The sequence below is a fragment of the Paenibacillus xylanexedens genome, assembly GCF_007680605.1.
Classification (GTDB): domain Bacteria; phylum Bacillota; class Bacilli; order Paenibacillales; family Paenibacillaceae; genus Paenibacillus; species Paenibacillus xylanexedens_B.
The window spans coordinates 1-14,564 of sequence record NZ_VEIO01000007.1; the positions used below are offsets into that span (position 1 = coordinate 1).

Genomic DNA, 14,564 nt, shown 5'->3' on the forward strand with positions numbered 1-14,564 from the left:
TATTAGCTACCGTTTCCGGTAGTTGTCCCAAGCTTGAGGGCAGGTTGCCTACGTGTTACTCACCCGTCCGCCGCTAACTATCAGAGAAGCAAGCTTCTCTTCAAGTCCGCTCGACTTGCATGTATTAGGCATGCCGCCAGCGTTCGTCCTGAGCCAGGATCAAACTCTCCAATAAAGTATTGAAAAGAGCGATAAGCTCATTTTGAATCTGACGAGATTAAAATCTCATTTGTGTTCCAGTTTTCATACAGCCATATGGCATGCATCAAAACCTTCACGTCATTCTGCAAGCAGAATGTTTACTCACTCGTTGTTCAGTTTTCAAAGATCAAACTTGTTCAGTCACCGTCACTCATTCGCTTCAGTAACTTTTATATCATATCATTTCCGAACCAACTTTGCAAGTTCTTTTTTTCAAGTTTCTTTCGAAGCTTGTTTTCATTTGCTTGCCGCACCGTGTAAACTGTGTTTTCTTGGCCGGAATTAGAATATACCATGTATAGAATCTGAATGCAAGTGTTTTTTGTTTTTATATATCACTTAACGCTAAACTATAGTTGGACTCATGTAATCACTAATATACATATAAACGATGTCCTTTTAACAACCATACTAAAAAAAGACCCACTCTCTAGGAGAAGGTCCTCACACTACAAATCTAAATATGTTTTTAACCTAATACTTCTTGAATATATAACTGTCTTTGTTGCATCAGATTGATAATCGAACCTTCTACAGATACCATTGGCCGAGTAGGATGATCTCGATCCGAGAAAATAATCTCCCCAATCTGGTTATTACTGAGTTTCACCCTTATTCCGTTATGAATTTGAGTGGACCGTTGCACAAACATATTCACGATAGAAGGTTCCAGTTTACCAAACGCCTCACTTTGAATTTGTTCCAGAACCAGATATGGAGATTGAGCCTTACGATAAATCTTTTCCAGGGTCATTGCATGGAAAATATCTGCAATAGCTACGATTTTCGCATAGATATGAATCTGTGTACCGGTAAGTTGCAAGGGATAACCCGAGCCATCCACTTTTTCGTGATGCTGCAGTGCTGCAAGTCTTGCACCCTCATTGATGGCCTTAGCTTGTTTAAGAATCTGATAACCATACTTGGTGTGTTGCCTGATCTCCTCCTGCTCCTCCGCTGTCAGCGAAGAAGGTTTATGGAGAATCTGCGGATCAACCTTGTTATTACCGATATCATGGAACAATCCCGCAAAAGCAACCTGCATCCAGTCCTTGGAGGGGAGATCAATCCACTGAGCCAGTTGATAGGATGTGATCGCGCTTAGCACAGCATGGTGGTATACATAATCATGCTCTTTCATATTGCGTGGACTGAAGGTGAGCACATTATATTGTTTGAGATGCATGAACAAAGCCTCTAGCTGTGTCCGTAACTCATAAACGGGTAATTCGGCAGCTAATGAGGAGAGAAACGCGTTTTTGGTCAACGTAACCATTTTCTCGTATTCGTCCTGAAGCGTAATAACTGGAGCTGAAACTATTGTACTTATCCGATCCCCATTCTTCTCAGCGACGGCTGTTCCTACTGCTCCGCTGGGTCCAGTTAATCCTTTGGAACCTCCACTGCCGGTTCCCGCCCTCTCTTGTTCAATATCCACCTGATGAATCAAAAACGCCCTGAGGACTTCCATATCTTTGGGTAAAATGATTTTACCCTTTTGAAGCAACACATTGCCACGCGACGTCTGCACATCACTTCCCAATTTTAGTCCTGGTTTGACTTCTGACAGGGTAATTAATCCCATACTGATTCCCCTCACTCATCGTTCTTCTTAAGATGATGACAATACAAGACCATAGTCCCGGTTTCTCATGTTATTTCCCATTATATTACTCAGAAAACAGGCTGTACATCCTAGATTTTGAAGCTTCCATCATTTTTTATGTACATATCAAAAAGGCTCCCATAAGGGAGCCTTACGTATCCTGTTTCAACGATTCAATAAACAAGATACCTATGTTATTCTTCCGAACCTGAATCATCATCTTGAACATCAGCTTCTGACTCAGATGTCATGTTCTCTTCCAGATTTGATTCCTCTGTAAGAGAAGACACCCCAGCTTCCATTGCTTCAATGTTATCTTCGTCGGGTTCTTCTTCATTTTTATCAATTCGGCTTACGGTAGCTACAGCGTCTTCCTCACGAATATGGATTAGCTTCACACCCTGAGTATAGCGACCCATGGTTGAGATGCCATCCATGCTCATTCGAATTAATGTACCACTGGATGTGATGATCATCAGATCCTCTTCCGTTTTAACCATTTTGAGGCTCACAACAGCACCATTCTTCTCGGTAACATTGATCGTCTTGATCCCTTTACCACCACGAGTTTGCATCCGGTAATCACTAACTGGGGTCCGTTTACCGTACCCTTTGGCTGTAACAATCAAAACATCCAGATCAGCATCTACGACGTCCATACCGATAACTGCATCCTGATCATCCAGCGTGATACCCTTAACCCCGGTAGCACTACGTCCCATAGAACGTACATTACCCTCCGAGAAACGAATAGACATTCCATGAGCTGTACCCATAATGATCTCTTGTTGCCCATCCGTCAGCTTCACATCAATCAGGCTGTCATCATCACGCAAGGAGATCCCGATAAGTCCGCCTTTGCGGATGTTCGTGTAATCTTCAAGCGGGGTTTTCTTCACTACACCCTGACGTGTTGCAAAGAATAGATACTTATCGCTCTCGAATTCCTGTACTGGAATAACCGCATTGACAGACTCCCCTTGCTCAATCTGAATCAGGTTGATAATTGGTGTCCCACGCGCTGTACGTCCAAGCTCTGGAATCTCGTAAGCTTTCAAGCGATATACTTTACCTTTATCCGTGAAGAACATCAGGTAATTGTGAGAGTTGGTAACAAAAAGATGCTCGACAAAGTCAGTATCCTTTGTATCCATCCCTACAACACCGCGTCCTCCGCGTTTTTGGCTACGGTAGGTAGATACAGGCAGACGTTTAACGTAACCTGTGTGGGTAATCGTGATGATTACTTCTTCACGTGGAATCAGATCCTCATCCAGAATACTTTCTTCTCCAACCGTGATCTCGGTGCGGCGATCATCACCAAAACGCTCACGAATTTCCTGAAGCTCTGTACTGATAATCTCAAGTACAAGATGCTCGTTAGCCAAAATTTCGCGATACTCGCGGATTTTGACCATCAATTCGTTGTACTCATTCTCGATCCGTTCGCGTTCCAAACCTGTCAGACGTTGCAGACGCATATCCAGAATTGCCTGTGCCTGGTCATGGCTGAGTGAGAAGCGCTCAATCAAACCTTCTCTAGCGGCATCTGTATTGCTGGATGAACGAATCAACGTAATGATCTCGTCGATGTGATCGAGTGCAATACGCAAACCTTCCAGAATATGAGCACGCGCTTCCGCTTTTCTCAATTCGAATTGCGTACGACGACGAATAACCTCGATCTGATGCTGCAAGTAGTGATACAACACTTCACGCAGGTTCAGAATCTTCGGTTCTTTATTTACAATTGCCAGCATGTTAATGCCGAACGTGGACTGCATCGATGTATGCTTGTACAAATTGTTTAATACAACGCCAGGGTTAACATCACGGCGAAGCTCAATGACAATCCGCATACCTGTACGGTCAGACTCATCACGAAGGTCGGTAATACCATCGATCTTTTTGTCGCGTACAAGCTCAGCGATTTTCTCTACCAGTCTTGCTTTGTTCACTTGGTACGGGAGCTCTGTAACGACGATCCGAGCTTTATTGTTGTTCTCTTCGATATTCGTTCTGGCACGCATCGTTACGGATCCACGCCCAGTCTGGTAAGCCTGACGAATGCCGGAGCGTCCCAGAATATAACCCGATGTAGGGAAGTCTGGGCCTTGGATATAATCCATCAGTTCCATGGATGTAATATCCGGATTTTTGATCATTGCCTGTACGCCGTCAATAACCTCTCCGAGATTATGAGGAGGAATGTTGGTAGCCATACCTACGGCGATCCCGCCAACTCCATTGACAAGCAAGTTAGGAAAACGAGCAGGGAGAACAATGGGTTCATTTTCTTCACCATCATAGTTTGGTTGGAAGTCAATGGTGTCCTTGTTGATATCTCTGAGCATTTCCATCGCAATTTTGGACAAACGTGCCTCGGTATAACGCATCGCTGCAGCCATATCACCATCGACTGATCCAAAGTTACCGTGTCCATCGACATGCATGTAACGCAGGGAGAAGTCCTGTGCCATCCGTACCATCGTCTCGTAAACGGCAGAGTCACCGTGCGGGTGATACTTACCGATAACTTCGCCGACGATTCTGGCTGATTTTTTATGTGGTTTATCAGGTGTCATGCCAAGCTCCGACATTGCATACAGGATGCGCCGGTGAACCGGCTTTAATCCATCACGCACATCTGGCAGGGCACGGCTCACAATGATGCTCATCGCATAATCCATAAACGATTCACGCATCTCGACGCCAATATCCCGATCTTTAATCTGCGAGTTCATTTCTTCCGCCATGCTGGACCTCCTTCTTGTCCTTCAACAAACGTTCCAAATCAATCATTTCCAGAAAATTAATATATGTGAAAAGCCTAACAAGGCTAAAACCGCGCAAGAACGCTACTCTTTATTATATTACTTTCACAAAAGTTACACAATTAAACGTCCACTAGGCAATAGCCTTTCTTCCGGGAACTTGAGCGTGTCTGGGGGTTCGCCCTGCCTTCCTCTGCAATTGCACATACAATGCTAGAAAAGCGGCATATGTACTGTCCAATCAAGGCTAGAGCCGTTCCCACGTGGCAATCAAACTGCAATTTTATTGGCTGACAGCACAAATCGCCATATTCCTCTATTATACCACTGAAATCATCTCTTGTCCTTTGATTTTCTGCATAATGTCCCTCAGCGCAACTGATCAAAACAAGAAAGGACTGATGCATATGAGTATCCAGCGTGTCTCCAGCAAATGGACCAAAACAGCCATTTTGCAACGCAGCCGTCATGTCAACGAATATTTACCGGTGACCCGAAAATATAGCTCGCAAACGCTAGAACGAATGACCGAGTTATTCCCAGCCAATTTTATTAAGCCCGACCGGGGAACTTACGGTAATGGGGTGATGCGAGTAAGGACAGTTCGCACCTCAATCGCAGTCCCTCGTTCTACAGATTCAACAAACGAATCCACAAGTGATGAAGCATCTGGCAAATCCGCCTCACCCGACTCGGTAGAATTAGAGCCTACTCCTCCTATCCTATCCGATCTAACGACCTACCATCTGCAACATGGAACAGAAGAACGAGTCTTTCATTCGCTCACAGAACTTGAGAACGCATTGAACGAACGTATCCAGAAACGTGACTACATCATCCAACAGGGTATTCCGCTGATGACACATGAGGGATTGCCTTTTGACCTGCGTGTATTAACCCAGAAGAACCCACAGCACAGCTGGGAAACGACAGGTATTCTCGGACGTGTTGCTGCACCAGGCAAAATCATTACCAATATCCACGGAGGCGGACGTCTGGCCACCTTTGAAGAACTTGTACTCCCGCAACTCAAAAGGGAAGGATATCAAAAGCTTGAGCATGAATTGCACCGCCTGGGTATCCATACTGCTGTCCAATTGCAAAGCTCTTTTCCCAGACTCAAAGAGATCGGCATTGATATCGCTTTGGATGATCATGGGCGTCCCTGGATTCTGGAGGTCAACACACTGCCTGGTATCTATGCCTTTGGTCTGCTTCCCGATAAAGAGGCTTACCGCAAAATCAAACGTTATGCCATTGCTTACGGACGCTTACCCTCCAAAAAAGGCAAAGCGAAAAAAACAACCTCAAAGGCTTCCAAAGCGCAGGCTTCCGCCATCAAACGACGAAGTGCCAGATAAATGAGCGCCTACCCTCATAATATAAAAAAGGCGCCCTCACAGGCGCCTCTTCGCAACTCGTTAAATATCGAGGTTTTTCACGTATTTTGCATTTTCCTGGATGAAATCACGACGAGGTTCAACATTATCCCCCATCAGTGTATCAAACATGGCATCCGCCAGCATCGCATCGCTGATCGATACTTGTAGCATCGTACGGCTTTCCGGGTCCATCGTGGTTTCCCACAGCTGCCCGGCATTCATCTCGCCAAGACCTTTGTACCGTTGAATGTTGAACTTGGCGTTCTCACCCAAAGAAGCAATAATCTCGTCACGCTCTTTCTCGGAGCCTGCATAACGGATGACTTTGTTACGCTCAATCTTGAAGAGCGGAGGCTGAGCAATGTATACATAACCTGCCTCAATGATTTTGCGCATATACCGATACAAGAATGTCAGCAACAGTGTACGGATATGGGCACCATCGACATCGGCATCGGTCATCAGAATGATTTTGTGATAACGTGCTTTGGAGATGTCAAAATCGTCGCCGATCCCTGTTCCCATCGCTGTGATAATTGCACGGATCTCGGCATTACCGAGGATGCGGTCAAGGCGCGCCTTTTCCACGTTCAGAATTTTACCACGAAGCGGCAAAATAGCCTGGAAGTGACGGTCACGCCCCTGTTTGGCGGAACCACCCGCGGAGTCTCCTTCGACGATGTACAGTTCACTGATGGACGCATCTTTGGATGAACAGTCCGCTAGCTTACCCGGCAGGGAGCTGACTTCAAGCGCACCTTTACGGCGTGTCAGTTCACGAGCTTTACGAGCCGCTTCACGGGCACGGGCAGCCTGCAATCCTTTCTCCAAAATACGACGGGATACGGAAGGATTCTCTTCCAAGAACTCCTGCAACTTCTCTGCAAACAAAGACTCCACAATACCACGTACTTCACTGTTTCCGAGCTTTGTTTTCGTTTGTCCTTCGAATTGCGGTTCCGGAATTTTGACCGAAATAATGGCCGTCAGACCTTCACGCACATCGTCACCAGACAGATTGCCGGTACTATCCTTGATTACACCAGCCTTACGGGCATAGTCATTAATAATCCGGGTGAGTGCACTCTTAAAGCCTGATTCGTGCGTTCCGCCTTCATGAGTGTTGATGTTATTCGCAAAAGAATAAATATTTTCGGTATAGTTGTCATTGTATTGCAAAGCAACCTCTACCTGAATGTTATCCCGAGCACCTTCAACATAGATCGGATTCTCGTGCAACACTTCACGCTTTTGATTCAAGAAGGATACATACTCAATGATCCCGCCTTCGTACATGAAGGAATTGGTTGCACCTGTCCGCTCGTCCGTTAACGTCAGACCAATGCCTTTGTTCAAAAAGGCCAGCTCACGGACACGTGTAAGCAATGTTTCGTAGTCATATACAGTCGTTTCTGTAAAAATTTCAGGATCGGGATGGAACGTTACCGTAGTTCCTGTCTCGTCTGTTGTGCCGATCACTTTGAGGTCATATTGCGGAGCACCGCGGCGGTATTCCTGCTGATGGATATGACCATCCCGTTTTACAGTGACCACTACTTTTTCAGAAAGAGCGTTAACAACGGATACACCTACACCGTGCAAACCACCGGATACCTTATATCCGCCTCCGCCAAATTTACCCCCTGCATGGAGAACAGTCATAACGACTTCCAGGGCTGGACGTTTCATTTTGGCATGTTCGCCAACTGGAATACCCCGTCCATTATCCACAACGGTTACACTGTTGTCTTCATGGATGTTGATCTCGATATGATCACAGTAACCCGCCAGCGCTTCATCGATACTGTTGTCCACTACTTCCCAGACCAGATGATGCAGACCTTTGGCACTGGTGGAACCGATGTACATCCCCGGACGTTTACGTACGGCTTCCAGTCCTTCAAGGACCTGAATTTCATTCGCATCATATGACGGTTGATTCATAGACATGCCTTTCACCTACTTCTATAGATTCAATATCTTGAATATGCGTTAACTTAAGAATATTAGCAGACACAGAAGTTCTCTCTTGAATATCCGCTATAGATCAGGAAAATGGTGCGCACGCTTCTTGAGCGTTGCGGAGGAAATCGGTGAGTAATACACAATGTTTTTCGTCACCACAATAGACTTTGCTTCCTCTTCGCCAATATGTTCGACCGTTTTTTCCTGTTCGGCATGTGTAACATACTGCTTGGATATTTTTGAGGATTTCTCAATCGATATATCAAAAATAGCAACCAACTCAGAAGAACGGATGATTTTTTCACCGCCCAGATGAATGTACATAAGCCCTCACTCCTTAGCGTTCCACCTGTCCGGCATGAACGTGATAGATACTAGCGTCTTTAAGCTTGTCAACGTTCAGGCTCTCAATTCCCGTAGCGGTAATAAAAGTCTGTACCTTGCTTTGGAATGTTTCGATCAGCTGGGTCTGACGAAAAGGATCAAGTTCGGATAATACGTCATCCAGCAACAGAACCGGATATTCCCCGATCTCTTCATGAATCAGTTCAATCTCCGCAAGCTTAAGAGACAACGCTGTTGTGCGCTGTTGCCCCTGAGAGCCGTACGTTTGTACTTCCCGTTCGTTAATGAAAAAGGACAGGTCATCCCGATGTGGCCCACTCAGCGTTGTGCCCCGGCGAATCTCCTGCTCTTTCATTTGTGATAATTTTATCATAAATTGCTCCATTAAGACAGCTTCATCTTCCTCAGCGGCTTCGCTGAAGGAGGGAAGGTAGGCCAGACGCAGAACTTCTCCACCTCCAGTAATCCCCTGATGGATCGTTTCTGCCCACTTTTGAAGTTTCTTTATGAATTGTTTCCTTTTTTTGACGATTTTAACACCGTGCTCTGCAAGCTGTTCGTTCCAGATCTCCAGCATCGCTTGAGCTGAATCCCCTTTTCCCCACAGCTGCTTGAGTAGATTATTCCGCTGCACCAGCACCTTCTGATATTGCTGCAGATGATAGAGATAACCTGGAGCTACCTGCCCGATCTCCATGTCAAGGAACCGGCGGCGTACCCCCGGTGTGCCTTTGACAATCTCCAGATCCTCAGGGGCAAACATTACCACATTGAGTGATCCGACAAAATCGCTTAATTTACGCTGTTCCAGACCGTTAATCTTTGCCTTTTTCCCTTGCTGTGATAAGGATAGCTCAAGCTTAACTGCTCCGTATTTTTTGTCGACCTCGGCAGTGAGCCTTGACCGTTCTTCCCCAAATCGGATCAATTCCTTATCTCGGGAAGTACGGTGGCTCTTGGTGAGTGCCAGCACAAAAATAGCCTCTGCCAAATTGGTCTTGCCCTGGGCGTTTTGTCCAATCAACAGATTGACGGGTCCAAACGAATCCAGCTTCAGATGCTCATAATTGCGGAATTGCTGCAATTCTATGCTGTTTACAAACACACGTTAACCTCCCTTTTATTCCGTCCGTCAGGAGGCAGCAGGATTGCACCTTGGTCTTCTACTCCGCAACCACTTCGAACGTGCCTTCTCCGTCTACCTCTACGATATCCCCAGGGTATAACTTCCGTCCACGGCGTTCCTCAGCCTCTTTATTCACACGAACAAGCCCTTCTTGGAGGAGGGCTTTTGCCATACCTCCAGTAGGGATGCAGTCTGCGAGTTTCAAAAATTGGTCAAGCTTAATATATTCCGTACGAATCGATACTTGCTTCATCGTGTGATCTTCCCTTCGTTAATTGGTCGTCCGGTAAGGCAGGATGACATATAGACTCTGGCTGTCGTCGAGCGGTTTCAAGATGATCGGACTCATGACACCCGTAAAGGCAATCATCAGCTGCTCGCTCTCCACCACTTTCAGCACATCCAGCATGTATTTGGAGTTAAACGAGATTTTAAGCGGTTCACCCGTAAATTCAGCCGGCTCAATCTCTTCTCTTACTTTACCAAGCTCGGAGGAGCTGGAGGATATTTCAATCGTGCCGGAGTCCATCGTCTGCATGCGCACAATGTTTGTTTTTTCCTCACGCGACAGCAAATAAGCCCGGTCAATCGATTCACTTAATTTTTTTGTGTCCAAAACAAGTTCTGTTTTGTATGACGTTGGAATAATTCTAGAAGTATCCGGATATGTTCCGTCCAAAATGCGGGAGTAGAATAATACACGGTCAATTTTAAATAACACCTGATTATCTGCGACAACGATATCCACAAGTGTGTTCTGGTCGGGAACGATTTTACTCAGCTCGTTAAGTGTTTTACCAGAAATGACGACGTTGTTGAAACGGATACCCTCTGCATTATCCAGCATTGCCGCACGTGTAGCAAGACGGTGACGGTCGGTTGCCACAAATTTCAACTCGTTATCACCAAGACTCCACAATACACCTGTCAGAATAGGTGTCGTTTCATGGGTGGAAATGGAGAACACCGTTTGTTTAATCATATTTTTCAGCAAATCTCCAGGAATGGAGACCGTTTGGTTCTCTTCAATGCTTGGCAGTACCGGGAACTCTTCCGGGTCCAGGCCTACCAGCTGAATCTCAGTTGCACCTGCAGAAATAAACGTGTTGAAGTTTTCTTTGACTTCCATATGCACTTCCTGCGAAGGCAACTTTTTGATGATCTCTACGAAAAATTTGGCTGGCAGAACGACGCTGCCCGGTTGTTCTACTTGAACAACACTTTTGTCTCCCTCTTCAAGCGGGATAAATGACTGAATGGAGATATCCGTGTCACTTGCTGTCAACGTTACACCTTGGTGATTCACGTCGAATTTGATACCGCTCAGAATGGGGATCGTCGTACGGCTTGAGATTGCTTTGGACACTTGTTGAATGGATTCGTTAAGATAACTTTTCATTATGCTGATTTTCATGGTTTCACTCCTAGCGGATTTTGTTAGATGTTTTTTGGGTTTTGTTTTGGTCTTAAAAAGGTGTTTATCGAAAGGCCGAAGGCCATGCTTTGCAACGGCTTTTTGGAGAAGATATCTTTAGATCTTTATAGTAATAATAGTAATAGGGGCACTGAATATGTGGATAAGTAGGGTTAAACCCATAAAATTAAGCCTATCCACATGTGTACACGTTGTGCATAGGCTTGGGACTTGTTCAGGTTGGATTCTTAATTTTTTCGGTTAAGTTGTTGATAACTTTATAGAGATCTTGATCGTTCTTGATCGCTTGAGAGATTTTTTCATGGGCATGAATGACCGTGGTATGATCTCGTCCTCCAAAAGCTTCCCCGATTTTGGGCAGAGAAAAGTCTGTCAGTTCACGAGAGAGATACATAGCGATCTGCCGTGGAAAAGCAACAGCTTTTGTCCGTTTCCGTGCTTTGAAGTCTTCAAGCTTGAGGCTGTAGTATTCGCCGACCTTTTGTTGGATGTCTTGAATTGTGATCATTTTGGGACGGCTGGAAGGAATAATATCCTTCAGTGCTTCAGCGGCCAGATGAGAACTGACGTCCTGATTGGTCAGTGAAGAGTAAGCAACGACACGAATCAGGGCTCCTTCAAGCTCCCGAATGTTCGTATCGATCTGGTTCGCGATGTACATCATCGCTTCATTTGGAATATCCAGATTCTCCGCACGCGCTTTTTTACGCAAAATCGCAATTCGCGTCTCCAGATCCGGAGGCTGAATATCCGTTATTAATCCCCATTCAAACCGGGAGCGCAGACGCTCTTCCAGGGTCGGAATTTCCTTTGGCGGTCTGTCACTGGAGATGATGATCTGCTTCCGTTCCTCATGCAGTGCATTAAACGTATGGAAAAATTCCTCTTGTGTTGATTCTTTCCCGGCCAGGAACTGAATATCATCAATAAGCAGAATATCTACGCTCCGGTATTTGTTCCGGAAGCTTTCCCCGCGATTATCACGGATGGAGTTGATGAACTCATTCGTGAATTTCTCAGATGACAAATAAACCACCTTGCTACTCGGATTATGCTCCAAAATATAATGTCCGATGGCATGCATCAAGTGGGTTTTACCAAGTCCTACGCCTCCATATAGAAAAAGAGGATTGTAGGCTTTGGCGGGCGCTTCGGCGACCGCCAGCGATGCGGCATGGGCAAAACGGTTACCCGGCCCGATGACAAAGGTATCGAACGTATATTTAGGATTCAGCATGCTGAGCACGGCTTCTTCTTGAACGACTGTCGGCGTCGGTGCCGGCAACTGCGGATCTGGCTCTACAGGTTTGTTCTCCTCGATGACAAATTTCACATCGACCTGTTTGCCAAGCAGTTCATAGACCGTCGAGCCAACCAGTTTAGTGTAACGGCTCTCCAGCCATTCGACGGCAAACGTAGTTGGGGCGGAGATGACGATGGTCTGATCGTTCAGCTTGGTGGCCTTGGTTGCTTTGAACCAGGTATCGAAGCTGGGTTTGCTGAGTTTATTTTGTATGATTGATAAAATTTGCTGCCATAAATCAGAAGTATGGCTGTCCACAGACTGTCACTCCTTTTACATGTTCCAAGTGTGGCTTAAGCCATGATGCAGTGTCGAAATACGAGATATATTGCCGAATTTATCCCCAAACCCCCGCAGTTCAAAAACAAAAAAAGAAGGAACAACGGAAAATTGTTCACAACTTTATCCACAGGCTGTTGATAATATTATAGGTCAGATCACATATTCACATCCAAAAGTAATACAATCATAGCAAAAGAAGCCCCGCATTTCAACGTATGGCGAGATTTTATCCACAAATTCAATAACTTGTGTATAATTTTTAGTCACAACACAATATATTGTTTATAAATTGTTTAATTTTCGACAGCATGACCTAAAGTACAAAAAACTTTTATACACAGGATATCCGTCGAAAGATGCTAAATGATGTGCAAAAGTGGACTTGCAATGTGAATAACTTGGATGTGGATAAAGTGAAAGTGAATTGAATTGATTAAGGGGAAAAATGAGAAGATAAGTAGTGAGTACGCTTCAACCTCATGAGGTGTTATGTCGTGAAAGGTGAGGTTTTGGATTGCTGAATGCTCATTAATAGAGACAAAATAATATTAAAAAGAGGAAGACCCGCAACCATATTGGCTACGGGTCTTCCTCTACTTATATATGAAGCATAGACATTTTGCGTTGGAATGCAGCAATGTCCGCGTATTCATCTTCCAGTTTGCGCGAAATTCGAATGTAGATCGGCAGTAATTCTTTATAGAGGGAGGCATGTTCTTTGATGGGTGTATGCCGATGAGTTGTGCCTACCATAGAAGAAACGGCATCAAGGGACTTGGTTCGTCCTGTAGCATATAGACCGAGAACAACAGCACCGAGACATGAACTTTCAAAACTCTCAGGCACAACGACTTCCTGATTAAAGATGTCGGACATCATCTGCCGCCACAACGGCGAACGTGCAAATCCACCCGTAGCCTGAATAGAGGTAGGTTGCCCGATCTGTTCCTCCATGGCAAGCAGAACGGTATAGAGGTTGAAAATAACTCCCTCAAGTACTGCGCGAATCATGTGCTCCTTCTTATGATGGAGGGTCAGACCAAAAAAGGAGCCACGGGCATCTGGATTCCAGAGTGGAGCACGTTCGCCTGAGAGGTACGGATGGAATAACAGCCCTTCGGAGCCGGGCGGAACACGTTCTGCAATTTTGGTTAGTACATCATAAGAGTTGATGCCGAGGCGTTTCGCTGTTTCCACTTCCGACGCGGCAAACTCATCCCGTACCCAGCGGAAAAGCATTCCACCGTTATTCACGGGCCCACCTACAACCCATAGTTTTTCCGTCAGGGCATAACAGAAGGTACGGCCTTTCGGATCGGTCACAGGGCGATCAACGACAGTACGAATGGCTCCACTCGTGCCGATGGTTGCGGCGACGATGCCCGGTTTGATGGCGTTAACGCCAAGGTTGGATAGTACCCCGTCACTTGCGCCGATTACAAAAGGCGTGGAGGGGGAAAGAGACATTTTTTCAGCCCATTCAACATGCAATCCCTCTATTGTATAAGTCGTTGGTACAAGCTTTGATAGATGATTCGGAGTAATCCCTGCGATGTCCAGTGCTTCCTCATCCCAGTCCAGTTGTTCGAGATTCAGCAGCCCCGTACAGGAAGCGATGGAATGATCGACGACATATTGCCCAAATAGACGTAAGAAAAGGTACTCTTTAATCGAAATAAACTTTACCGCACGTTCGAACAGTTCTGGCTCCTCATGACGCATCCACATCAATTTGGTCAGGGGCGACATCGGATGAATGGGGGTGCCTGTACGTAGATAGATCTGATGACCGACACCATTTTCTTGCAGCTTGTCGGACCAAGCTGCGCTTCGATTGTCAGCCCAGGTGATGCAGCGCGTCAGCGGATGATCGTTTTGATCCATGGCGATGACACTGTGCATGGCTGAACTGCAGGATACGAAGAGAACCTGGTTAGCGGAAACTCCGCTCTGGGTCATCACGCCGCGTACCGAGCTAATGGCTGCTTGCACAATCTCATCCGGGTCTTGTTCTGCAACATCCGGAGCGGGAGTATAGAGCGGATATTCCTGAGTAGAGGTTGTGACCACCTCGCCTTGCTCTGTGAATAACACGGATTTAGTGCTGGTTGTTCCAATATCGATTCCAATCATATAGTTGGTCAT

The 14,564-nt window shown here is 45.8% G+C and carries 10 protein-coding genes and 1 rRNA gene; 1 reads left to right on the forward strand and 10 read right to left on the reverse strand.

Features of this window, described 5'->3' with window-relative positions:
- From FS818_RS22670 to gyrA, 3 genes are all read right to left on the reverse strand, one after another.
- A 16S ribosomal RNA gene (locus tag FS818_RS22670) occupies positions 1-175 on the reverse strand; the annotation flags it as partial.
- Positions 176-670: 495 nt separating this feature from the next.
- Positions 671-1,786: an HD-GYP domain-containing protein gene (locus tag FS818_RS22675; RefSeq protein ID WP_145334960.1), complete on the reverse strand. Its 1,116-nt coding sequence runs from the start codon at positions 1,784-1,786 to the stop codon at positions 671-673.
- Positions 1,787-2,001: 215 nt separating this feature from the next.
- Positions 2,002-4,563 (reverse strand): DNA gyrase subunit A, encoded by a 2,562-nt coding sequence (gyrA, locus tag FS818_RS22680; RefSeq protein ID WP_145334963.1) that lies wholly within the window; start codon positions 4,561-4,563, stop codon positions 2,002-2,004.
- Between the two features lie 425 nt (positions 4,564-4,988).
- On the opposite strand from gyrA, the gene FS818_RS22685 reads away from it, so the two are divergent.
- On the forward strand, positions 4,989-5,942 hold the full coding sequence (locus FS818_RS22685; RefSeq protein ID WP_186375571.1) for a YheC/YheD family protein: 954 nt from the start codon (positions 4,989-4,991) through the stop codon (positions 5,940-5,942).
- 60 nt (positions 5,943-6,002) lie between these two features.
- Here the strand turns inward: FS818_RS22685 and gyrB are convergent, their stop codons facing one another.
- The 7 genes from gyrB to gntK form a co-directional block, all read right to left on the reverse strand.
- Positions 6,003-7,913: a DNA topoisomerase (ATP-hydrolyzing) subunit B gene (gene gyrB / locus FS818_RS22690; RefSeq protein ID WP_145334967.1), complete on the reverse strand. Its 1,911-nt coding sequence runs from the start codon at positions 7,911-7,913 to the stop codon at positions 6,003-6,005.
- Between the two features lie 90 nt (positions 7,914-8,003).
- On the reverse strand, positions 8,004-8,252 hold the full coding sequence (remB, locus tag FS818_RS22695) for an extracellular matrix regulator RemB (protein WP_090923610.1): 249 nt from the start codon (positions 8,250-8,252) through the stop codon (positions 8,004-8,006).
- A 13-nt stretch (positions 8,253-8,265) separates the two neighbouring features.
- Positions 8,266-9,378: a DNA replication/repair protein RecF gene (recF, locus tag FS818_RS22700; RefSeq protein ID WP_145334969.1), complete on the reverse strand. Its 1,113-nt coding sequence runs from the start codon at positions 9,376-9,378 to the stop codon at positions 8,266-8,268.
- Positions 9,379-9,436: 58 nt separating this feature from the next.
- Entirely contained in the window at positions 9,437-9,652 is a 216-nt protein-coding gene (gene yaaA / locus FS818_RS22705; protein ID WP_090923608.1) for a S4 domain-containing protein YaaA, read from the reverse strand.
- A gap of 18 nt (positions 9,653-9,670) precedes the next feature.
- Positions 9,671-10,813 (reverse strand): DNA polymerase III subunit beta, encoded by a 1,143-nt coding sequence (dnaN, locus tag FS818_RS22710; protein ID WP_145334971.1) that lies wholly within the window; start codon positions 10,811-10,813, stop codon positions 9,671-9,673.
- Positions 10,814-11,048: 235 nt separating this feature from the next.
- Positions 11,049-12,395 (reverse strand): chromosomal replication initiator protein DnaA, encoded by a 1,347-nt coding sequence (dnaA, locus tag FS818_RS22715; RefSeq protein ID WP_090923606.1) that lies wholly within the window; start codon positions 12,393-12,395, stop codon positions 11,049-11,051.
- A gap of 621 nt (positions 12,396-13,016) precedes the next feature.
- Positions 13,017-14,564 carry a gluconokinase gene (gntK, locus tag FS818_RS22720; RefSeq protein WP_145334973.1) on the reverse strand — a complete coding sequence of 516 codons (1,548 nt, stop codon included), beginning with the start codon at positions 14,562-14,564 and terminating at the stop codon, positions 13,017-13,019.

Bases quoted from the DNA above. Each gene is read 5' to 3' on its own strand.
- remB (WP_090923610.1), bottom strand. From the start codon at position 8,252: ATGTACATTCATCTGGGCGGTGAAAAAATCATCCGTTCTTCTGAGTTG.
- yaaA (WP_090923608.1), bottom strand. From the start codon at position 9,652: ATGAAGCAAGTATCGATTCGTACGGAATATATTAAGCTTGACCAATTT.
- gyrB (WP_145334967.1), bottom strand. From the start codon at position 7,913: ATGTCTATGAATCAACCGTCATATGATGCGAATGAAATTCAGGTCCTT.
- gntK (WP_145334973.1), bottom strand. From the start codon at position 14,564: ATGACCAACTATATGATTGGAATCGATATTGGAACAACCAGCACTAAA.
- dnaN (WP_145334971.1), bottom strand. From the start codon at position 10,813: ATGAAAATCAGCATAATGAAAAGTTATCTTAACGAATCCATTCAACAA.
- gyrA (WP_145334963.1), bottom strand. From the start codon at position 4,563: ATGGCGGAAGAAATGAACTCGCAGATTAAAGATCGGGATATTGGCGTC.
- FS818_RS22685 (WP_186375571.1), top strand. From the start codon at position 4,989: ATGAGTATCCAGCGTGTCTCCAGCAAATGGACCAAAACAGCCATTTTG.
- FS818_RS22675 (WP_145334960.1), bottom strand. From the start codon at position 1,786: ATGGGATTAATTACCCTGTCAGAAGTCAAACCAGGACTAAAATTGGGA.